Origin of the sequence: Legionella sheltonii (assembly GCF_026191355.1) — a bacterium.
Lineage (GTDB): Bacteria > Pseudomonadota > Gammaproteobacteria > Legionellales > Legionellaceae > Legionella > Legionella sheltonii.
In genome coordinates, this window is the sequence record NZ_JAPHOQ010000006.1 from 135873 (window position 1) to 157986 (window position 22114).

The window sequence follows — 22114 nt, forward strand, 5'->3', positions numbered from 1 at the left end:
GAATGACTTAAATGGGAGAGCTGCTGGTAACATTTTATTTCTTCAACACATAACTGCCTGGCGCATCGATTATAGGTTTTAATGGGAGTTTATTAAAATCAGGTGCAGGTATGAGTTTCCCAGAATGAGGTTTTAACCACGTCAACCATTCCGGCCACCACGAGCCAGGATGTTCTGTTGCTTGTTCCAGCCATTGCTCTGCATGAGCAGGGGCATGAGGGTTCACTTTATAGCCGTATTTTTTCGCCTCAGGTGCATTGATAATTCCTGCAATATGACCTGATCCTCCGAGAACAAAGCGTTTAGGGCCATTCATTATTTTAAAGCCTAAGTAGGTTGTTTTCCATGGTGCGATATGATCTTTTTCAGTGGAGAGGAAAAAGGTGGGGATGTCAATTGTGCTGATATCAATTGGGGTATGGTTAAGATGGATCTTACCTGGCTTGACCAAATCATTGTGCAGATACATCCACCTTAAATATTGAGAATGCATTGTTGCAGGCATATTGGTGGAATCAGAGTTCCAGTACAATATATCAAAAGGCACAGGGTTTTTACCACGCAGATAATTTTTAATAAAAAACGACCATATTAGGTCATTTGCTCGTAGTGAGTTAAAACTTGAAGCCATAAATTTTCCTGCAAGATATCCTTTGGACTTCATTTCATCTTCAAGTTTGGCAATTTGTTGTTCATCAATAAAAACGGCAATATCACCTGGCTCACTGAAATCAATCATTGACGCTAAAAAGGTGGCGCTACGAATGGAGTTATCTTGATGCGCCTTATTGTAAGCAAGTAGCATGCACAGAAGTGTGCCACCGATACAAAATCCCATAGTATTAACCTGCGCTACATTCAGTTGTTTTCGAATGATATGAATCGCAGTTGATGGCCCTTCATTTAAATAATCATACAAACTTTTATGAGAAAAATTGGAGTCTGGATTAACCCAAGAAATAATAAATACAGTAATTCCTTGTTTCACCAGCCAGCAAATCAGTGAGTTATGCGGGCTTAAATCCATAATATAATATTTGTTTATCCAGGGCGGGATAATAAGAAGAGGGATCGATTTTACTTTGGCTGTTTGCGGCGTATACTGGATAAGCTCCATCATGCTGTTGCGAAAGACTACTTTTCCAGGAGTTACAGCGATATTTTCACCCAGTTTAAATGCATCTGTATCCGTCATTTTTATCATGAGACGCGGGGACTCAACTTCCAAATCAGAGAGTAAATTATGCAAGCCATGTAATAAATTTTTACCGTGGCTTTTCAATGTCTCATCCATAAGCTGAGGATTGGTATGAACAAAATTAGCAGGAGACAATGCATCTAAATACTGCTTGGTAAAAAACTGCAGACGTTTTGCGGTGTTTTTGTCAGGGTATTCCAATTGTTCAAATAAAGAATTCATATGCTGACTGGCTAAAAGATAGTGCTGGGTTAACATATTAAAAAATGGATTATTGAGCCATTCCTCCTCGCGAAAACGAGGATCAGGAATAGGCATGGGAGTTCCTGTTAACCAATGTTGCATTTGAGATTGCGCTAAATTAATAGCATCCTGCCAGTATGCAAGTTGCATTTCCCAGATTTTTTCTGGATTCTGCAGCAGAATAGTCATCACATTTTGAAAATGTTCCGTGAGCTCAATATATTGATTGATAATTAATGAAAGTTGTAATGGCGTTTCCTTTATATCGGAAATAATTTGCAGGCTTTTTTCAGCGATTGCTTGTAATAACTCACCAAGTTCTTTGTCATGGGTCATCCTAACTCCTGTTAGACAAATCAACAGGAGTATATTTTGGTTTTTTTATTGGTATTTAGCAAGTTATTGTTTTGTTCATTTCATGGTCTTCTGCATTAATCAAGGAATTTACCACGCTCTAATTTTTCCTTCGTGCCAAAAATAACCACTTTTCTTTTTTGTATTGACCAGCTCATAGAGTTCTTGTGCTGTTTGAGATGGGTGTTTGGGAGCCATATTGGTGCCCATATCCGTTTTGACCCAACCAGGGTCAAAACTTGAAACCGTAATTTCAGGTAACCTTTCTGCTAAAAGTAAGGTATACATATTGAGACATGATTTGGACATTTTATAATGGGGTACCGAAGCGGAATCATTGGAACTAAAAGCCCCCCATCCTGAACTGAAAGATCCCCACGAAATTACCAAACACGGTTAAGCTCCTGTTCTATAATCTCTTGTAAGGTTCTAGGGTCAGGGGCTAAGGAACAGAGCTGATTATGCTCAATCATAAGCTTACCCAGGGTAAAATAAGAGAATATTTTCTTATCTTTGACCGTATTGGCTTGGAAGTATTGTTGTTTATTTTGACTATGTGCAATTACTCCAATAACCCAATAAGTAATTTGCACAATAGCAGCAAGAAGCATTTTTACTCCCCATCTATCTACTGAATGAGTACGCACATAACGTCCTGCTAGTCCGAATTGATGACTTTTAACATCTCTAAACGATTCTTCTATTTGCATTCTTTTAAAATAGAGATTGATAATATCAGTAGGCCCTACATCCAATGGTAAATTAGTAGCCAAAATCCATGGCTCTTTATTAGCTTGACTATAACTTCCATTAGACAGTGTCGAGGTGGTTTTTCCTCGTGATGTCTTTACCTTTCTTCCCTTAGGCTTACGATAGGTTGTAACCACCCTACAAGGTCTTGTATGCTCTTTGGTTAATAGAGCATGCTCATAATGTGTCGTTTTAGATTTAATATCAGGGATTAGTTCTTTAATGAGTTTCCATCCCAGTTCTTCGGATAATTGTACCGATTTAACTCCTCTTACACGACTTAGCCAATACCAGCCCAGCGCTTCTATTTCTTTAAACCATTCTTCATAAAAACCGGCATCCATGATTACGATTACTCGACGATTTTTGGGCAAACAAAGACTCAACTCTTTTAAAAAGTCCTTAGCTCGTCCTTTTGTTTCGGTATCTCTATACACTTCTCGATAAAGAGGAAGACTTCTACCTTTTAACGCTATTTCTGCACTGAGCATTTGAATTTCTCGGTCGTCTTTTAAGCAGCAAATATCTACAATCAAAGGTAAGGTTGTATCTTGCGAGATGTAAGTAAAAACAAAGCTTGATAACCCTTGATAAATGGAAAAAAGTTCATTATGCAGTGCCTTATTGCCTTCCAGCCTATCAACTTTCTTTATCTTATTTTTTAATTTTGCATCTCCAGGCAAGTTCCTCCCTAATTCACTTAATGAAAGGTTTTGGCTATGTCTTAAGCCTGATGCTACATCCATTACTGCATTCAATCGTGATATATGAATTTCAGGACATGATTCTGTAAGCGAATTATAAAGATAGGTTTCTACAGCTAACATTTTAATTTCCATGAGTCTTAATGACGCTCATTTGATCATGAGACGCTCTTTATTTCAACTCATAATTCGTGGGGATAGATCAGATCCTGAAGACATATTAATGATTTGAGCATTAGCATTTAAATGCGGAATGCATTGTTCCGTTAATTCAAGGGTGCCAAATACATTAATCGCAAAGGTTTCTTTTAACTGGCTGATGTTAATTTTTTTTTCGCGCCAATCTTCCAGCAAAACGGCAGCGTTGTTAATTAAGACATCAATTTTTGGTAATTGTTTGGCAAAGTGATTAATTTGTTCGGAATCCGATAAATTCAGCGGATAGATTTTTAGATTCTTGTGTTTCAGGGGAGTATGGCCATTCGTTGATGTGCCAATAACGTGCCAACCCTGTGCTAGGAAGATTTTAGCTGTTTCCAGTCCTATCCCTCGACTAATCCCTGTAATGATAACATTTTTCACTGTATTCTCCCTATGTTAGCCTGGGTGACGCGCAGTGGAGTGTATCCATGGATCTCCCCTCGCAACATCGTGCGACAGCGTGGAGATCCTTGTTACCCTCGTAATGATGAGGCGCTATGCTGCTTTCTTAATGCTTAAAATGACGGACGCCAGTGAAGACCATAATGAGCCCATGCTCTTCAGCACAAGCAATTATTTGTGAATCTCTGATTGATCCGCCTGGTTGAATAATAGCAGAAATACCTGCTTCTGCAGCAATCTCTATGGTATCGGGAAAAGGGATAAATGCATCAGAAGCCATGACTGCCCCATGAGTGTCAAATCCCATTTGTTCTGCTTGCCAAAGACCGATGCGGGCGCTCATAACGCGACTCGTTTGCCCCCCTCCCAATCCTATGGTGGCCGAATCCTTAGCATAAACAATGGCGTTGGACTTAACATGTTTTACAGCACGCCAGGCAAACATTAAATCATTCATTTGCTGTTCAGAGGGTTTATTTGGGGTCATGGTTTTTAATTCATAACTTCCTAGCGAGAGGGAATCATGTTCTTGAACAAGTAACCCGCCATCTATTTTTTTCATATTCAAGCGAAATGTTTCATCTTGTTTCCAAGTTCCAGTCAACAAGACACGAATATTTTCTTTGCTGGCAAGAACTTTTTTGGCCTCATTACTGACATCAGGTGCCACAATGACTTCTACAAATTGTTTTTCCAGAATGGTTTTTGCGGTATTGGCATCCAATGTTTGGTTAAAAGCAATAATGCCTCCATATGCTGATGTAGGATCACATTGAAAGGCCTTGAGATAAGCATGAAGTGGTGAATCCCCGATGGCTATGCCACATGGATTGGCGTGCTTGACAATAACACAGGTTGGTTTTTCGCACGCAAAAGATTTAACGCAATCTAATGCAGCATCGGCATCCAAAATATTGTTATAGGACAATTGCTTCCCTTGAATTAATTGTGCAGCGCCCAGAGAGCCCGATGCACTATTTTTATCAACATAAAAAGCAGCTTGTTGATGGGGATTTTCTCCATAGCGTAAGTCGGTTATTTTATTAAATTGACAAGTAAGGACTTCGGGAAAACCGCAGGGGGTGCAATTTTTATCTAAAGTGGTCAGATAATTTGTAATTGCTGCATCATAGGCTGCTGTGTGAGCGAAGGCTTTTTTAGCTAAGGTGAATCCCCAGTCAGAGGGAGTTTTTTGGGTATTTAAGTAGTGAATCAGTTCTGCATAATCCTCAGGTTTTACTACCACGAAGGTGTGGGCATGATTTTTTGCCGCGGAGCGAATCATAGCGGGGCCACCAATATCAATATTTTCTATAGCCTCATTGAAATTACAGTCAGGTTGGCTGATGGTTTGTTCAAAAGGGTATAAATTGATTACAAGTAAATCAATGGGCCTGATTGAATGTTCTCGAAGTGTCTTTGCATCTTTTTTCCCTCGTGCAAGTAAACCGGCATGAATAGCTGGGTGCAGTGTTTTAACTCGACCATCAAGCATTTCGGGAAAGCCTGTGCACTCACTGACATCGGTAACTGGCAATTCATTCTCTCTGAGTATTGCAGCGGTATTTCCTGTTGCAATAAGTTCCACACCTTGTTGGTGAAGTGCTTTCCCCAATTCAGCAATGCCGCGTTTATCGGAAACACTAAGCAGGGCTCTTTTGGGGTGAAAAGCGGAAAATGTATGTTCTTGGGCCATTATAATTTCCTTAATAATCGTAACCTGGAAAATCTCAGAATATGTTGTACCTCTTCACCGAAAACTCCGGCATTGTGCCTCATTTATGGATGTTGCCGTCTTCGCGGGAATGAAAAATAGTTATTTGGTAATTATCGTTCCAAACTATTTACTTCAACAAAGCCTTATAAGATCAACTACTTTTTTGTAGGCTTAAACGCCAATAATGACCACCCACTAAGATTTTCCTGACGAACTACGACAAATATTGAGGCATAGGTTTTAATCAGTTCAGGTGCCTGTTCTTCCAGTATTCCGGATACAATGAGCATCCCTTCAGGATTTAGTAGTTGTTGAAAACGTTCTTTTAGGGAAATTAATGGTGCCAATAAAATGTTAGCAATAATTAAATCTACAGGTTTAGATAGAGTATCAGGCATACCAATTGATAATTTACGCTCATCGAGTTCATTCGCTGAAGCGTTATTTTGGGTAGCTTGTAAGGCTTGCTGATCAATATCAACTGCATGTACTTCTGCGGCTCCCAATTTTAACGCAGCCAAAGTAAGTATTCCTGAACCACAACCGTAATCAATAACTTCCTTATTTTTCAAATCAGCCTGTTCCAACCAGGTTAAACATAAAGCCGTAGTAGGATGAGTTCCAGTACCAAAAGCCAGGCCTGGATCTAACATGAGATTGACGGCATGGGGTTCTGGTGGAGTAGACCAGGTGGGGCAGACCCATAAACGTTGGCCAAAACGTTGTGGTTTAAAATCATCCATCCAAGCCCTTTCCCAATCTTTGTCTTCCAAAACCTCTAGGGTGCATGCCAGCTCAGGGTGATTTTGCAGTAGGTGATCGCGAGTAAACTGCGCTTGGAAAACTTCTGAAAATAAGGCCTGAATAACGACTTCAGGCCATAACGGAGTTGTTCCTGGTTCAGGTTCAAGAACTGGATTATCATTTTTATCGGTGAGCATGATGGACAGCGCACCGAATTCTTCCAATTCATTGCTCAGCAATTCAATTTCTTGACTGGGACAATGTTCTATTTTTAATTGAAACCACACAGCATTAATCCTTCAACATTTTTTCCAAATAATGAATATTAGTACCACCAGCTATAAACGATTGATCATGGAAAATACGTTGATGTAACTCGATATTGGTTTTTATACCATCAATAATGATTTCATCGAGCGCATTTCGCATTCTTGCAATAGCTTCAGCACGAGTCTCCCCATAACTAATGAGCTTTCCTATCATCGAATCGTAATTTGGTGGAACTGTATAACTGCTGTAAATATGGGAATCAAAACGAATGCCTGGGCCACCGGGTTGGTGTAATAATTTAATTGTTCCTGGTGAAGGCATGAAGGTTTTGGCATCTTCTGCATTGATCCGACATTCAATTGCATGACCATGCAATTTGATGTCATCTTGCGTCAGAGTCATCGGTATGTCACTGGCAATTTTGATTTGTTCTTTAATCAAATCTACCCCAGTAATCATTTCCGTGACTGGATGCTCAACCTGAATCCGTGTATTCATTTCAATGAAGTAAAAACATCCATCTTGATACAGAAACTCAAAAGTTCCAGCGCCGCGATATTTCAGCTCTTGACATGCTTTGACTACTGAGTCACCAATTTTTTTTCTCAGTTCGGGGGTAATTCCGGGAGCAGGTGCTTCTTCCACTACTTTTTGGTGGCGTCTTTGCATAGAACAATCACGTTCACCTAAATGAATGGCTTTACCTTGACCATCTCCAAGTACTTGAAATTCAACATGACGAGGATTTTCAAGGAATTTTTCCATGTAAACAATAGGGTTATTAAATGCGGCTTTCGCTTCGCTGCGGGTAAGTGCAATCGAGCTAAGCAGGTTCGACTCGCTATGTACTACACGCATACCTCGTCCACCACCACCGCCAGCTGCCTTGATAATAACGGGATAGCCAATCTTGCGAGCAACTTCTAGATTCAATTGGTCATCATCAGACAAAGGGCCATCTGATCCAGGAACACAAGGAACTCCTGCAGCTTTCATCGCGTTAATGGCAGATACTTTGTCACCCATAAGACGAATGGTATCACCTCGAGGTCCGATAAATCGAAATCCACTTTGTTCCACGATTTCCGCAAAATCAGCATTTTCAGATAGAAAACCATAGCCAGGATGAATTGCCACAGCATCAGTAATTTCAGCAGCGGAAATAATTGCAGGAATATTGAGGTAACTCTTTTGTGCTGGAGCAGGGCCAATGCAAACGGTTTCATCAGCAAGACGAACATGCAATAAATCTTTATCGACGTCTGAATGTACGGCTACAGTCTGAATACCAAGCTCCTTACAGGCGCGTAAAATACGAAGAGCGATTTCACCTCTGTTGGCAATAACAATTTTACTGAGCATGAATGCCCCCTCTATTCTATAACAAACAGGACCTGATCGTATTCTACAGGCTCTCCATTAGCGACGAGTATATCTATAATTTTACCGGCGCGATCCGCTTCAATTTCATTAAACATTTTCATGGCTTCAACAATACATAACACATCACCTGCTTTAACTGTTTGGCCAATGGTTACGAAAGGAGGACTTTCTGGAGATGGAGAAGTGTACATGGTACCTACCATAGGAGAACGAATTTTATGACCTGGAGTCATGAGCATTGTTGTCTTACTTTCTTGATGCGAAGTGGCTGTAGGAACAGGCACGTTATTTATACTGGGTAGTGACTCCTGACGTGGTGCAGGTGTAGAAACGTAGTGAACTTGAGGCGCTTCTATTGCAGGCGCACTGCTGTGACGGCTTAGTCTAAGCGACTCCTCACCTTCTTTAATTTCAATTTCAGAAATGCCAGTTTCTTCTAGCAATTCGATTAATTTTCTGATCTTACGAATGTCCATTGTTTGATTCTCTTTCAATAATTGATGTTAATGCTAATGAGTATCCTTGCGCACCTAAACCACTGATAGTACCTTTTGCAATATCAGAAAAATAAGAATGGTGACGAAAAGGTTCTCGGGAATAAATATTACTGATATGTACTTCAATAAAAGGGATTGCCACAGCACATAAGGCATCCCTTAAGGCCACGCTGGTGTGTGTGAATCCTGCGGGATTAAAGATTATATAACTTACTTTGTCGATACTGGCTTGGTGAATTGCTTCAATTAATTCTGCTTCCGAATTGCTTTGATAACAGTTTAATGCAAAACCAGCTTGTGTTGCTTCTTTGATTAAACGCGAGTTGATGTGAGCTAATGTCGTGACTCCATAGACTGAAGGCTCTCGAGTTCCTAGGAGATTCAAATTTGGTCCGTGTAAAACCAGAATTTTTTTCATGTATTAGTTAGTATCAAGCAATTTCGGCAGATTTTGCCTGATCTTCCTAAAATTGTCTATATATCTCCGAGGATATCCACAAGTTCTCTGCTTTTTTTATATTTTTTTCTTTATGGTCTTCACGGTATTATTTGCGCACTTTATATCGGTCACCTAGACTTTTATACGAGATAATGAAATTATTTTAAAGATAGAACAGTTTTATCTTTAATTCCTCCTGGAAAAGGAATCGATAATGCAGGAAATGCGTGAGCAGCAGGAGGTACAAAAAGTACAACCTGTAATATATTTTATTATTTTTATGATGATGATATTGGTGCAAATCTCTATCGATCAATATGTTCCTTCATTACCTGCTATTACCAAATCCTTTAATAGTACTGAATCATCAATTCAATTTACCTTGTTTCTTTTTATGTTTGGACTTGGAATTTCTCATATTTTTTTTGGGCCTTTATCCGATAAAATTGGACGTAAAATGCCCTTGATTTATGGTATAGGAATAAGTGTTATAGGGGCTCTCTGCTGTTTACTTGCGCCTTCAGTTACCGTATTAACTTTGGGACGGTTTTTACAAGGTTTTGGCATTGGTTCTTGTAGTTCCGTAGGACGCTCTTTAATCCGTGATCTTTTTACTGGCCGGTATTTATCCAAAATTGGTTCTTATGTGGGTGTTGCAAGCACGCTTCTTTTAGTCGCTTCGCCTATTTGGGGTGGGTTTATTCAAGAACATTTTGGCTGGAGGGCTAATTTTTTATTTATTTTTATTTTAGGCCTTACATTTTGGGTTATTATTCTGTTGGTTTTGCCTGAGACCAATAAAAATCTTAATCCCAATGCGACAAAGATAAGAGTAATACTGCAAAATTATGGTGCTTTATTAAAATCAAAAATTTTTTTAGGTTATACCCTATGCGCCTGTTTTGCATGCGCAGGCTTAATTGCTTATCTGACTATTGCTCCTTTTTTATTTCAAAATGTATTAGGGCTAACTCCTTTAGAATATGGTCAGTTGTCCATTTTTATTGCTGGTGCTATCTGTCTCAGTGGAATAATTAACAGTCAATTGGTGATGGTTAAAGGTGTTTCTTACATGTTATTTATCGGTGTCTTTTTGATGATAAGTGGCGGTGGGATTATGCTCAGTTTTGCGCTTGCTGGAATCCTGAATGTTCTGACAATTATGATTCCTATCGCTTTATTTAGTATGGGGGCAGGGTTTACTTTTATTAACGCTTTTGCAGGAGTTTTTTACCCATTTCCACACATTGCGGGGACAGTAGCCGCCTTATATGTGAGTTTGCAAGATTTAACTGCCGCATTAACAAGTGGCTTTATTGCGGTAACCAAGATACAAGGTCAGCTCTCCTTGGCTTCGATATTACTCGTATTAGGATTAGGGGCTTTGGCTGCATGGTATTATCAAAATTCAATAACTCGGTAGAAATGCGTTGAATTATTAGTGCATGGGTGATAAAAAATTTTTCACCTATCTGGTCATTATTTTCCTATGAGTTTCATACCAAGCATCAAATAATAATTTAAAAAATGACAAAACTATGCTAGCTTGAATGAGTTTTAGAATTTATTAGTTTTGTTCGCAGGCGTAACTCACCCTTTAGGACCAGTCAAGTTTTTTCTATGAACTTGATTTTATGGATTAATTGGTTCAGATAGAGCTGAGTTGCTTTCAAGTTAGATTAAGTTGCAAATAAGGAGTGGGTTTCAATGCATCATAATTACTATTTATCTCCCCTGGCAGTCGCGCTGGCTTTAGGAATAGCATCTCCCGCGAGAGCTGCAGAACCGATGCCTTTACAAAAAGCATCTCTTGAGCAAGTAAAACAGAAGTTTTCTTTGACACAAGGTGTTGCCGTTGCAAAAGACAGTTTACGATTCGTTAGTGAGCATACTGACACCAATAAAGTGACGCATGTGCGTATGCAACAACAATATGTAGGATTTCCTGTATATGGCGGTTATGCAATTATGCACAGCATGCATACTGTAAAATCATTAGCTAATGCTCAGTCTAATGTAGCGATGAATGGTGTTGTTTATCAAGGCTTACAGACTGAATTAGGTCAACCCGATGCTTCTTTTGTGAGCAATGCTGATGCAGCATTACAACAATTTAAAGCAAAGTATGTAGGTAAAGATGTGAGTGACGAAAAAGTCATTCCTATGGTTTATATCGATGCTCAGCATAAAGCACATTGGGCGTATAAAGTGAGTGTACTTGTTGTCCATAAAGATAAAATACCAGAGCGTCCTACGGCAATTATTGATGCAAAAACTAAACAACCTTTTGTACAATGGAACGATATCAAAACTCAGAATCGAGATTCTGTAAGTGGATCCGGTTTTGGTGGAAATACTAAAACAGGTTTCATTCAATATGGTACTGATTTGCCCTATCTTGATTTAACTCGTGATGCTGAAAATGGACTCTGCTTTATGGAAAACGCAGATGTTAAAGTAATTGACATGGGCCATAAATACAGTTCAAGAAGTAGAGCAATGAAGTTTAATTGCCAAACTAACGATGCCAATATTTATCTCACCGGTTATAAGGGAGATGGTTACGATAGAGAAAATGGTGCTGCCTCTCCAACGAATGATGCATTGTACTCCGGTCATGTGATCCACCATATGTATCATGACTGGTATGATACCAACGCCTTGAGTAATGCGGATGGTTCGGCAATGCAATTAGTGATGCGAGTTCATTACGGTGAAGGTTATGAAAATGCATATTGGGATGGTCAGCAGATGACTTTTGGTGATGGCGATACCATGATGTATCCTTTAGTCTCTCTTGGCGTTGCTGCTCATGAAATTAGCCATGGTTTTACAGAACAACATTCTAACCTTGAATATTATGGCCAATCAGGCGGTATGAACGAAGCATTCTCTGATATGGCAGCTCAAGCAGCTGAATATTATTCTGTCAAGAAAAGCACCTGGCAAATAGGTGGCGAAATCATGAAAGAAGACAGCGGCTATGATGCATTACGTTACATGGACAAACCAAGTCGTGATGGTGAGTCGATTGATACTGCCGATGAATATTATGGTGGTTTGGATGTTCACTATTCCAGTGGAGTATACAACCATTTGTTTTACATTTTAGCAAATCAACCTAATTGGAATACCCGATTAGCATTCGATGTTATGGTGAAAGCCAACATGGATTACTGGACACCTTATTCTAGCTTTGATGAAGGTGGTGAGGGTCTGGTAAGTGCAATCAATGACTTGGTCGCTGCTGATCCTAACCATCAGACGTTTCCTGCGACTGCTTTATGCGATGTTAAAAAGTCATTAAATGAAGTTAAGATTGCTACCAATATGGATGGCTGTAATTAATTTGAGTTCGATATAAAAGGCATTTCAATGTCTTTTATATCGCGAAACGAAAATTAATGAATCTATAGAGTAATTTAAAATAGGTATGTAGATGTAGAAGTCCTAGTAATCATTTACTGGATTATAAAATCAGCCAGAAGCTTACTTATAACTTCTGGCTGTTCCATATGGATGTGATGTCCTCCATCCATTTTTTTAAGCGTGAGATTTTTTACTGTCTCAATACGGGTATTCATTATTTCAGTATCAAAAGCAAATCCTCTACTGGATAAAAGTAAATAAGTCTTCGCCGTAATTTCCTGTAAACAAGAAAGTATCTGCGTTTCTGTCATACGTAAAGGAGAACGTTCCAGTAAACGTTGATCATGTCGCCAATAAAATTTCCCCTTTTTTTCAATTAAGCTACGTTCACAAAGAATTTTTGCAATGTCTAAAGAGACATATCCTTTAAATGCACGGGCTAGAGCTGCGCTATTTATATGATCATAACCCTTTGATTTTTTGCTTTTTTGAACAAGAAAATGCGCATATTCTCTTAATTGTTGACATGCGGTTTCTGCTGGGTGGGAAAATGGCCCTAATCCTTCGATCAAACATAGAGAGAGAAATCGTTCTGGGACTACTCCTCCAACTAAACTTGCAAGACAAGCGCCCATGGAGTGTCCTAACAAATGTACTTTATCCAATTTAAGTGCATTGATTAGTTCAATAACAATAAAAATGCCATCAAAAAAATGATAGTGGCATCCTTTAGGAAGATGTGACGAGTGTCCGTGCCCTGGCAAATCAACGGCTACAAAATGAAAGTCATTTTCTAAGTATGGAGCAAGAGGGGCAAAACTATTGGCATTATCCAACCAGCCATGAAGCGCTAAGATAGTCGGTTTATCAGGGTTTCCCCAGATTTTGCAGGCTATAGAAAAACCTGGAATAGCGAGTGTGAGCATCTTCATTTTTATTTACTATTTTTTTAAATTTTTCTTAATAATTATTATATCTCTACTACAAACAGGAAGGCTATAATTCATTTTTGAATAAAATTTTTACCTCAGCTGCTTCAATCCTGAATCTTTGGATAAATTTTGAGATCCTTAATCCTTACACACTACAATTTTTTTATACATTGGTGATATGCTTAATACAGGAACTTGAAAAGAGTGAACTATGCAAAAAGAGGCACGTAGCGTTTCATTAATAACTTATAATATTCATAAGGGATTCGGAGTAGGGGCCGTGCGCTTTTTGCTTCCTAAAATGCGCGACGCAATTACCCACTTAAATCCTGATTTTGTTTTCTTACAAGAAGTTCAAGGTGAACATAGGAAACGACAAAAACGAATCAATGCTTGGCCAGATTCTCCACAATTTGAGTATATTGCTGAAAATATATGGCCTCACTATGTTTATGCAAAAAATGCGGTTTATGAATCAGGACATCATGGAAATGCAATTTTAAGCAAATATGCTTTTGAGCGCTTTGAGAATATTAATCTGACAAACATTCGTCGAGCCTCAAGAGGAATATTGCATGCACAACTTAAGCTGGAGCAAGTAACTGTTCATTTATTATGCGTACACCTAGGCCTTTTCAAGGCTGAGCGTATCGTGCAATGTAACACCTTAATGCAGCGTATTAAGGATGTAGTACCGCAAAATGAACCTTTGTTGATGGCGGGAGACTTCAACGATTGGCGCACGGTTATTTCCAAACCTCTTGCGGAACACTTAAATATAGAAGAAGCATTTGTGTCAGTGGAGGGGCAACATGCGCGTTCATTCCCCGCGATTAGACCGGCACTTTGCGTCGATCGTGTTTATTTTCGCGGGATGAACGTGCATGAAGTGGCCTGTTTGCATGGTAAGCCCTGGCGTATGCTGTCTGATCATTTGCCGTTATATGCACGTTTTGATTTGATTATTTGAAACGCCACTGGCTTATCTACGTCCGTTAGCCTTGCCCGAAAAATTCTTTGTGTCTCAGGGATTCCTTCCCATAAAATCGCTTGATTAATTTCATCCATAAATGAAATTTTAAAATGCATCATTCATGAGAGTTGTTATCACAAATCGTGTTTATGACTACCAAAAAGGCACGCGCTTTTCTGAATACGCATAGGTTTACTTAAATGGTGTATCAAGCCTAATCTGGCGATTCTTTATCATGCATTAAAATGCTGTAAACACCACAACAGTGTTTGATTTAAAGGAGCATTAAAAATAACAATAAGGGTAAAAAGAGTAAGTATGGCATAGCGATTTAAAAAATAAAGATAATTTTTAGATTTTTTGTCATCTATTAAGGGCTCAAAATCTGCAATCCAATTGCGAAGCGCAATGCAAATAGGTAAATAGAGCAAGACGATAATTTCGCCAAAAATACGTGGTTCTATAAAATTTCCAACCAGAAGCAACCCTACAAAATAAAAAGCTGCCACATAACGTAGTGGACGATAGGTTTGGGGAATGTAATCATAGAAACCAAACCAAAATAAAGGTAGTCCAGCAAAACAAAAACAAAACATAAATAAATTAAGATCAGCAAATAACCACTCTAAATTCATCTCAAAATGAGAATTAGGAGAATTATAAGCATTCCACTCTATAAGTTTTCCGGGTATCCCTCTTAGACTGATTAGAATAATTATTCGTGCAGTTATATAAGCACAAAAAGAAAATAATAGAGGTTTGAATGCTTCTCTGAGCTTTTGCCAATGCAGTGCAGGGATGAGCAATACCATTAAGATACTGCTTTCACGATTGAAAGTAGCTAAAAAAACCAAAGGAACAAAATACATCCATTGAGCTCTAAGACACCATAAAAAACCCAACGCTGTAAAAAATATGGCTGGTGTATCTGCAGGATAAAAAAAGGTTGCAGCTCGACCAACCGTAAATCGATAATTTATCACCAGAACTAATGGCAAAAGCAAAATAAATAACCAGCTGAGCAATTGGGCTTGGCGCGCATTAAATTCAAATCGTAATAACTGATATATCCCAAGATACATAAGACTGGTGAATAACCATTCCGCTAAAAAAAAGCAGGTACCTGGTTGTATCGGTAACAATGAAAATGGGTACACTAATAGCGGGATTAAAACACGTTGTGCGTAGGGAAAAGGTATTGAAAAGTTAAGGAGTTGCTCAAAAGTAGTCTCTATGAAAGGGCGCGTGAGCGTATAATGTAAAAAGGCATATCCTAATAATAAAGCAATTGTTATAAAACGGGATTTATAACGTAGAAAATCCTTATTCATTTTTATGCCTTAAAATTGCTTTTTCGATCTCACTGTGGAGTTAGCCCTCATTCCGTACCAGCGAGGGCTCTCCTACCCATTAACACGGCACTACGATATGATAATCCCTCACGTTTCTTGGGATGACGGCAGTTTTTTCATGCCGAAAAAACCCGGGTTCCGCTGTGCTTCACCCAGGCTACACCTATCATCGGGATTGATTTAATTACGCTGTAGGTAATCTTCTTTTCCCAGAAGATGATCACTCCATTTTAGGATTATATTCACCAACACAGGCTAAGCTATTTAAGCGGGCACGATTTAATAAAGCTTCTTGTGCCTTAGAGACATTTGCTTTATTTCCACCCCAAGCAGTTAAACAGTCTTCCTGTAACGCTCTTCCGAAAGAAAAGCTGAGTAGCCAGGGTTGATGGTCTATGCTATTAATGGCGTTTAGATTTGCTGTTGCTTGTTGTGGTGATTGGCCACCAGATAGGAAATTAATTGTTGGCACTGCAGCAGGTACATTATTACGGAATACACCAATAGTATAGTCAGCAACTTCGTCAGGCTCACTGAACGGGCTATGTGCTTTGCCGCAGGTTACCATGCTCGGTTTTAAAATAATATGCTCTAACTCAACTTGGTGGATAAATAAAGCATGAAATAATTCATGAAGAACAATTTCACAGACTTCTGCGCAATGTTCAATGCTGTGATCCCCATCCATTAATACTTCAGGCTCAACGATAGGAACAATACCTGCTTCTTGGCAAGCTGCAGCATAACGGGCTAGATTTTCTGCGCCTGTTTTTACCGCGGTTAAACTAGGAGCAAATTCAGATATTGAATAAACGTTGCGCCATTTGGCGAATTTTGCGCCTAATTTTTTAAAATGTTGTAAGCGCTCTGGCAACCCATCCAAACCTTGAGTTACTTTTTCGTTTTCCGTATTCGCCAAAGGAACTAATCCTTTATCTACTTTAATTCCTGGAACGATACCTTTGTCTGCAAATAACTTGGCAATAGGAGTTCCATGCTCATCGGTTTGGTTAAAGGTTTCTTCAAATAAAATGACCCCATTAACATATTGCTCTAAGTTGGGTGTAGTGGCTAACAGTAATCTATAATCTCTGCGATTTTCTTCTGTATTTTCGATACCAATAGAGGTAAAACGCTTGCCTATAGTTGAATTGCTTTCATCCGCAGCTAAAATTCCTTTACCTTGTTGCAGCATTAATTCCATAGTACTTGATAATTCTTCGTAACTCATAGTGTATTTGCTCCTGATTGTTATTAGGGCTTGTTTATGTCTTTACTATTCTGGTCAAATTGTCCAGATTTTCTGCGCGTCTTCTATGCTTACATACGGTGTGTATGCTTTGCTTCGGTGCTCGAAAAACAGGCCATTTTGGGCTCAAATTAGCGAAATGTAAACAGGCCCTATCTAGATATATATTTTTCACGAATAATATGTTGCATGGCAAAGCCTTGTTCTTTTAAAGAACTAAACGCCTCGTCAATCATGCTTGGATTTCCACATAAATAAACAACGTCACGTTGCGGGTTAAGATTAAGTGTAGGAAAAGCATGCTGTACATAACCACTGTACTCATTTTCATTGAGCTCATGCACTGGTTGTCTGCTTAAATAGGGTTTGAACATGACCTTAGCGTATTTCTGAGAAAAAGCACGAAACTCATTGGCATAAAGAATTTCTTCTCGTCGTTGAACTCCTTGTAGGATCACTACTTCCAATTCAGGATGTTGTTCCATAAGCGTGCCAAGCTCTTGAAGCATCGCTCGATAGGGCGTAATTCCAGTACTTGTAGCAACTAGGATAAATCGCCCTGGTATTTCATCTTTAATAATTAATCTACCATATGGACCACTAATCTGAATCGTATCACCAGGCTTCAAATTATAAAGAAACTGTGTGCCGGGCCCATTTTCAAAATAACCTGCTGCGATTTCAATTAGATTATCTTTTTTGGGCGTATTGGCTATACTATAACTACGTTTTAATGCTTTGCCTTGATGTTCAAAATGGACCGTAATAAATTGCCCGGCTAAATAATTAAAATGCGGAGATACTTCACAACTAAAAATGAAGTGTTTTACTTTAGGAGAGATCATAAAAGACTCTTTTAAAGTGATGGGAAATGTATTTATTTGCATGACGAATATCAACTTACTGTAGAAATCTGAGATTATAACTCTTAATTAGGATTAATAATAAGCAAAAAATTATGCATTACAAGTTTTAGCAGCGTATAATTAAATTATGAATACGCCAGATCTTATTGCAATTATAGGCAATTTAAGCCGTTCTTTATACCCTGTACAGCATTTAATTACTGGGGGGGCATATATTCTGGGTATTTTATTTTGTATGACTGCTATTGCCAAACTCAGAAAAATTGCTGATCACAGAGCCCAATCTTCATCACAAGAAAAGATGTATACTCCAATGATGTACTTATTAATGGGGGCTGCTCTGCTGTATTTGCCTTCTGTTCTGGATACTATGGCTAATACTACTTTTGGTGTAGGGAATGTTTTAACTTATACCTCATATAATTCTTCAAATATATTCAGCTCTATGGGCTTAGTCGTCCAAACTGCGGGAGTATTATGGTTTGTACGGGGGAGTGTGTTGGTAGCGCATTCGAGCCAACCGGGAACTCAGCATGGACCTAAAGGTTTGGCTTTTATAGTTGCTGGCATATTGGCGATGAATTTTGATAACACCATCGCTATGTTAAATTATATGATGAGTACTATGACGAGTTGGACTATGGCGGTTAAAACAAGCGCGGGATTTTAGATACCCTAATCTTCTTCTCCACAAATCCTAAGATTATTTGCTTTGGCAAAATCAATAATGGATTGATACAGCAATGGGCTTGTTTCTTTAAGTTTAGGATCAAGCAATACACATTGATATCCTTCGCTATTCACGCTTGGCCTTAATAGAGGAGAATAATGAATGCGGCTGTTTTTAAAGCTTGCCAATGAGCCACTCATCCGCTCTGCCCAGTCACTAGGACGAAAGGTTTTTCCTTGGGAGGTTATTCCTTCTATGATAATTGTTTTACTTTCAGGTGTAGCCATATCTTTATACAATATAAATACAGAGTGCTAAGTATAACATCATATGATGGAGGCTGTACGGAAATTTATTCATTTTGTAAAAATAAATTTGTGTTAAATTTGGTTTTCAAAATTAATTTTTATCCCTATTATGTCAACATATTCTATTTGTCATTTTTTTGAAGGTTATTAGGAATGGAAAAAGAAAGTCATTCTGGTATTTATTTGTTGCCTAATTTATTTACAACAGCCAGCTTATTTGCAGCATTTTATTCCCTTGTTGCCTCGATGAAAGGACAGTATGAAGCGTCCATTATTGCGATATTTATTGGCATGATTGCCGATGGACTGGATGGAAGAATTGCTCGCCTAACTCATACACAGACTGAATTTGGTGCTGAGTATGATAGTTTATCTGATATGGTTACCTTTGGCGTTGCGCCCTCATTGTTAGTCTATAATTTAATTTTGAGCCAATTAGGGAAAATAGGCTGGCTAGTGGCATTTGTTTATACAGCCGCCGTTGCTTTACGCTTAGCTCGTTTTAATACCCAGCTTGAAACCGCTGATAAACGATATTTTCAAGGGTTACCTTGTCCTCCTTCTGCAGCCGTAATGGCTTCTTTTTCTTGGTTATGCTATCAACATGACTGGAAAAATATGTTTGTTTCCATATTAGCTGCGATTTTATCATTAATTGCCTCAGGTTTAATGGTTTCCAACTTTCGCTATTACAGTTTTAAAGAAGTAGATTTTAAGGGCAAAGTTCCATTCCTTTACGTTTTAGTGATGATTATTTTATTTGTAGCTATTGCCGCTAATCCTTCATTGGTTTTATTTGTGGGTTTTACTCTTTATGCCTTATCTGGTTTATTTATGACGTTACTTGCGCTGCACAAAATGAGAAGGAAAAAATCCAAAGAAATGAAGCAGTAACTATGCCGTATACTTTGAGTTAATGCTAGCCCATGCCCGATTTGGGGTGGGATCTACAGTAAAAATGGGAGGCCTCACTTTAAAAAGCCTTTGATCGCATGAATACCTTGCACGCTTTTCTATAGGTTAACGTTCACTAGAATACGATAGGTGATTACGATTAAGCGCTCTATTATTCGATAGATAAGATGGTTAGAGGATTACTGTTGGGAATATGTAGCCTTTTAATTATTCACCTTCACCAAAATAATTATTAATTAATTGAGTTAAGGCTTCATTCATTTGCACTTCATCAGGACCATCAATTTCCAAGATGAGCTCGCTCCCTTTATTGGCTGCAAGCATCATGACACCCATAATGCTTTTCCCATTAACGGTTTGTGAATTGCTGGTCACATCGATTTGGCTTTGGAATCTTGCTGCGGTAGAAACAAATTTCGCTGAAGCGCGTGCATGTAAACCCAACTTATTAATTATTTTGATTTTAGTTTTAATCATAGCGTGACAAATGTTCCACGAATTAGGTTATAAGTGTAGCTAAGCGCAGCAAAGTTAAATCGAAGAAATTTAGGATTTGCTTTGCTGCCTATAAAGCTACTGTAAGATTTTATCTCTTAATCATGATGTAGAATTTTTTCTTTATGCTTGCTCAATTGACGCTCTAATTTATCAATCAAATTATCGATTGCGACATATAAATCATCAGATTCTGAGCTTGCATGCAGTTCACCTTTAGTGACATGAACAGTCGCTTCAGCAATTTGACGTAATTTTTCTACATTCAATACCACGTTGATGGATGTGATGTGATCAAAGTGACGCTCCAGCTTATCGAATTTTTCTTCGGTATATGCTCTGAGTGCAGGAGTAACATCAATATGATGTCCAGTGATGTTAATTTGCATAAAAATCTCCTCGTTACAATAGAACCATGGTGAAAATCATGATTCTAGGTGCTGTTTACAATTCTATTCTCTTGGCCATTTCGGCTCAATCTAGGGAATTGTAAACAAACCCTAATTAATTACAAATTATTTTTCGTTCATTAGATGGAGCAATGCCCATTGCTTCACGATATTTTGCTACGGTTCGTCTTGCTACTTTGATACCCTGCTCTTCCAATAATTGGGTGATTTTACTGTCACTTAATGGTTTTTTCCTATTCTCAGCAGAAATTAATTTTTTTATCACGGCACGAATGGCTGTAGAGGAACACTCATCGCCGGCATTTGTATTGACATGACTTGAGAAGAAGTATTTTAGTTCAAATACTCCTCGAGGAGTATGTATAAATTTTTGCGTGGTGACACGTGAAATGGTTGACTCATGCATATCCAGAGCCGAAGCAACATCATTAAGAATCAATGGCTTCATTGCTTCTTCACCATATTCTAAGAATCCTTGTTGGTATTGTATAATACAGGTGGCGACTTTAAGCAGTGTTTCTTGACGACTCTGGATACTCTTTAAAAACCAACGTGCTTCTTGTAGGTTATTTTTTAAAAATTGATTGTCTGCACTATTATCCGCTCGTTGAATTAGCGATGCATATTGGTTATTAATGCTTAAATGGGGGAGTACGCTTTGATTAAGTTGAACTTTCCATTTGTTGTTAACTTTTTTAACAGTTAAATCTGGAATAATGTATTCGGTAATGTCTTCATGAATTAAATTACCGGGTTTGGGGTTTAATCCTTGAATCGTTTTCAATACCTTATCAATTGTTTTTTCGGTAATCTGATGATTTTTCATTAGCTGTTTATAATTATGCTGGGCTAGCAATTCAATATCTTCTGAAATAATCTTTTTAGTCAATGCGAGGCTTTCTGCGTCTAAGGAAAGCTGCTCCAGCTGCACGAGTAGTGTCTCAGCGAGATTCACGGAAGCACAGCCTACGGGATCAAATAATTGCAAGCGATGGCGTACAGCTTCTATTTCATCTAAATCCAATGGATGGGTGTCGCTTGTAAGACTTGTATGTAATTCCGTAATGCTCATCGTTAGGAAACCATCACTATTTACTGCATCAATAATCGCAGTTGCTATGGCTCTGTCTACATCGCTCATGGGAGAAAGTTCAAGTTGCCATCTTAGATGATCTTGTAAGTTAGTGGTAGTACAATGCAAGTTGTCAAAATTATAATCATTGTCTTCAAAGGCAATTCGTTTGCCTGAGCTTTGATACAGTTCTGACCATTGAAAATCGTAGGATTCATCATTATTTTGCGGTTTTACTTCATTAGTTTCGAATTCTCCTTTATCTTCGTTTGGAGTTGCTTCAAGCATTGGATTTGATTCAACAATAAGTTGAATTTCTTGCTGTAAATCAATTGTTGATAATTGCAATAGTCTGATTGCTTGCTGTAACTGAGGCGTTAGTGTTAAGTGCTGTCCAATGCTTAGTTGCAATGATGGTTTCATTCAAATCCTCTTTGTATTCATTGCTATTTACTATCAGTTTAAACGATTCGTAAGGATAATCCAGTATCTACAGCGTTAATTTAGGCTTGAGTTTGAAAAATTATATTTTTACCAATGGTATTTTAGGGGAGTTCGATGCAATTAAATTTTTTATCCTTATAGCAATAAGGAATAAATT

General features: G+C 38.3%; 21 protein-coding genes and 1 pseudogene. 5 read left to right on the plus strand and 17 right to left on the minus strand.

Annotation, left to right across the window (positions count from 1 at the left end; all coding sequences use genetic code 11):
- Positions 1-34: 34 nt before the first annotated feature.
- The 9 genes and pseudogenes from OQJ26_RS08205 to aroQ all read right to left on the minus strand — a co-directional run bounded on the left by OQJ26_RS08205 (position 35) and on the right by aroQ (position 8881).
- Positions 35-1777 (minus strand): PHA/PHB synthase family protein, encoded by a 1743-nt coding sequence (locus tag OQJ26_RS08205; protein WP_265703381.1) that lies wholly within the window; start codon positions 1775-1777, stop codon positions 35-37.
- A gap of 108 nt (positions 1778-1885) precedes the next feature.
- Positions 1886-2167, minus strand: a pseudogene (locus OQJ26_RS08210) (Rossmann-fold NAD(P)-binding domain-containing protein); the annotation flags it as partial.
- An 11-nt stretch (positions 2168-2178) separates the two neighbouring features.
- Positions 2179-3384, minus strand: a complete 1206-nt coding sequence (locus OQJ26_RS08215; protein WP_265702028.1) for an IS4 family transposase — start codon at positions 3382-3384, stop codon at positions 2179-2181.
- Positions 3385-3426: 42 nt separating this feature from the next.
- Positions 3427-3831 (minus strand): SDR family NAD(P)-dependent oxidoreductase, encoded by a 405-nt coding sequence (locus tag OQJ26_RS08220; RefSeq protein ID WP_265703383.1) that lies wholly within the window; start codon positions 3829-3831, stop codon positions 3427-3429.
- 127 nt (positions 3832-3958) lie between these two features.
- Positions 3959-5548, minus strand: a complete 1590-nt coding sequence (purH, locus tag OQJ26_RS08225; protein ID WP_265703384.1) for a bifunctional phosphoribosylaminoimidazolecarboxamide formyltransferase/IMP cyclohydrolase — start codon at positions 5546-5548, stop codon at positions 3959-3961.
- A gap of 176 nt (positions 5549-5724) precedes the next feature.
- Positions 5725-6600, minus strand: coding sequence for a 50S ribosomal protein L11 methyltransferase (gene prmA, locus OQJ26_RS08230; protein WP_265703385.1), 876 nt, complete (start codon positions 6598-6600; stop codon positions 5725-5727).
- Positions 6601-6604: 4 nt separating this feature from the next.
- Complete coding sequence (gene accC / locus OQJ26_RS08235) at positions 6605-7945, minus strand: acetyl-CoA carboxylase biotin carboxylase subunit (RefSeq protein ID WP_265703386.1); 1341 nt, start codon at positions 7943-7945, stop codon at positions 6605-6607.
- 11 nt (positions 7946-7956) lie between these two features.
- On the minus strand, positions 7957-8442 hold the full coding sequence (gene accB / locus OQJ26_RS08240) for an acetyl-CoA carboxylase biotin carboxyl carrier protein (RefSeq protein WP_265703387.1): 486 nt from the start codon (positions 8440-8442) through the stop codon (positions 7957-7959).
- Positions 8429-8881 (minus strand): type II 3-dehydroquinate dehydratase, encoded by a 453-nt coding sequence (aroQ, locus tag OQJ26_RS08245; RefSeq protein WP_265703388.1) that lies wholly within the window; start codon positions 8879-8881, stop codon positions 8429-8431. The genes accB and aroQ overlap by 14 nt, the downstream gene beginning before the upstream one ends.
- Before the next feature lie 244 nt (positions 8882-9125).
- Between aroQ and OQJ26_RS08250 the strand changes: the two genes are divergently transcribed.
- Positions 9126-10325 carry a multidrug effflux MFS transporter gene (locus tag OQJ26_RS08250; protein ID WP_416209951.1) on the plus strand — a complete coding sequence of 400 codons (1200 nt, stop codon included), beginning with the start codon at positions 9126-9128 and terminating at the stop codon, positions 10323-10325.
- Between the two features lie 284 nt (positions 10326-10609).
- On the plus strand, positions 10610-12250 hold the full coding sequence (gene proA / locus OQJ26_RS08255; RefSeq protein ID WP_265703390.1) for a zinc metalloprotease ProA: 1641 nt from the start codon (positions 10610-10612) through the stop codon (positions 12248-12250).
- Positions 12251-12363: 113 nt separating this feature from the next.
- Here the strand turns inward: proA and OQJ26_RS08260 are convergent, their stop codons facing one another.
- A complete protein-coding gene (locus tag OQJ26_RS08260) occupies positions 12364-13203 on the minus strand; it encodes an alpha/beta fold hydrolase (RefSeq protein WP_265703391.1) in 840 nt (279 codons plus the stop codon).
- A 211-nt stretch (positions 13204-13414) separates the two neighbouring features.
- Here OQJ26_RS08260 and OQJ26_RS08265 point away from each other — a divergent pair, with 211 nt between their 5' ends.
- A complete protein-coding gene (locus OQJ26_RS08265; protein ID WP_265703392.1) occupies positions 13415-14173 on the plus strand; it encodes an endonuclease/exonuclease/phosphatase family protein in 759 nt (252 codons plus the stop codon).
- Between the two features lie 236 nt (positions 14174-14409).
- On the opposite strand, the gene OQJ26_RS08270 is transcribed toward OQJ26_RS08265, so the two are convergent.
- The 3 genes from OQJ26_RS08270 to OQJ26_RS08280 all read right to left on the minus strand — a co-directional run bounded on the left by OQJ26_RS08270 (position 14410) and on the right by OQJ26_RS08280 (position 17664).
- The gene (locus OQJ26_RS08270; RefSeq protein WP_265703393.1) at positions 14410-15507 is read right to left on the minus strand and encodes a hypothetical protein; all 1098 of its coding nucleotides are present in this window, start codon (positions 15505-15507) and stop codon (positions 14410-14412) included.
- 241 nt (positions 15508-15748) lie between these two features.
- Complete coding sequence (locus OQJ26_RS08275; RefSeq protein WP_265703394.1) at positions 15749-16759, minus strand: class I fructose-bisphosphate aldolase; 1011 nt, start codon at positions 16757-16759, stop codon at positions 15749-15751.
- 170 nt (positions 16760-16929) lie between these two features.
- Entirely contained in the window at positions 16930-17664 is a 735-nt protein-coding gene (locus tag OQJ26_RS08280; RefSeq protein WP_265703395.1) for a ferredoxin--NADP reductase, read from the minus strand.
- Between the two features lie 106 nt (positions 17665-17770).
- Between OQJ26_RS08280 and OQJ26_RS08285 the strand changes: the two genes are divergently transcribed.
- The gene (locus OQJ26_RS08285) at positions 17771-18313 is read left to right on the plus strand and encodes a type IV secretion protein IcmC (RefSeq protein WP_265703396.1); all 543 of its coding nucleotides are present in this window, start codon (positions 17771-17773) and stop codon (positions 18311-18313) included.
- Between the two features lie 5 nt (positions 18314-18318).
- Here OQJ26_RS08285 and OQJ26_RS08290 read toward each other — a convergent pair whose 3' ends face one another.
- Entirely contained in the window at positions 18319-18600 is a 282-nt protein-coding gene (locus tag OQJ26_RS08290; RefSeq protein ID WP_028381000.1) for a DUF3579 domain-containing protein, read from the minus strand.
- Positions 18601-18774: 174 nt separating this feature from the next.
- On the opposite strand from OQJ26_RS08290, the gene pssA reads away from it, so the two are divergent.
- A complete protein-coding gene (pssA, locus tag OQJ26_RS08295) occupies positions 18775-19515 on the plus strand; it encodes a CDP-diacylglycerol--serine O-phosphatidyltransferase (RefSeq protein ID WP_265703397.1) in 741 nt (246 codons plus the stop codon).
- A gap of 228 nt (positions 19516-19743) precedes the next feature.
- Here the strand turns inward: pssA and OQJ26_RS08300 are convergent, their stop codons facing one another.
- The 3 genes from OQJ26_RS08300 to OQJ26_RS08310 all read right to left on the minus strand — a co-directional run bounded on the left by OQJ26_RS08300 (position 19744) and on the right by OQJ26_RS08310 (position 21936).
- Positions 19744-20013, minus strand: coding sequence for an HPr family phosphocarrier protein (locus OQJ26_RS08300; protein ID WP_028381002.1), 270 nt, complete (start codon positions 20011-20013; stop codon positions 19744-19746).
- Between the two features lie 116 nt (positions 20014-20129).
- On the minus strand, positions 20130-20420 hold the full coding sequence (gene hpf, locus OQJ26_RS08305; RefSeq protein ID WP_265703398.1) for a ribosome hibernation promoting factor: 291 nt from the start codon (positions 20418-20420) through the stop codon (positions 20130-20132).
- 115 nt (positions 20421-20535) lie between these two features.
- Complete coding sequence (locus OQJ26_RS08310; RefSeq protein WP_265703399.1) at positions 20536-21936, minus strand: RNA polymerase factor sigma-54; 1401 nt, start codon at positions 21934-21936, stop codon at positions 20536-20538.
- Positions 21937-22114 lie beyond the last annotated feature (178 nt).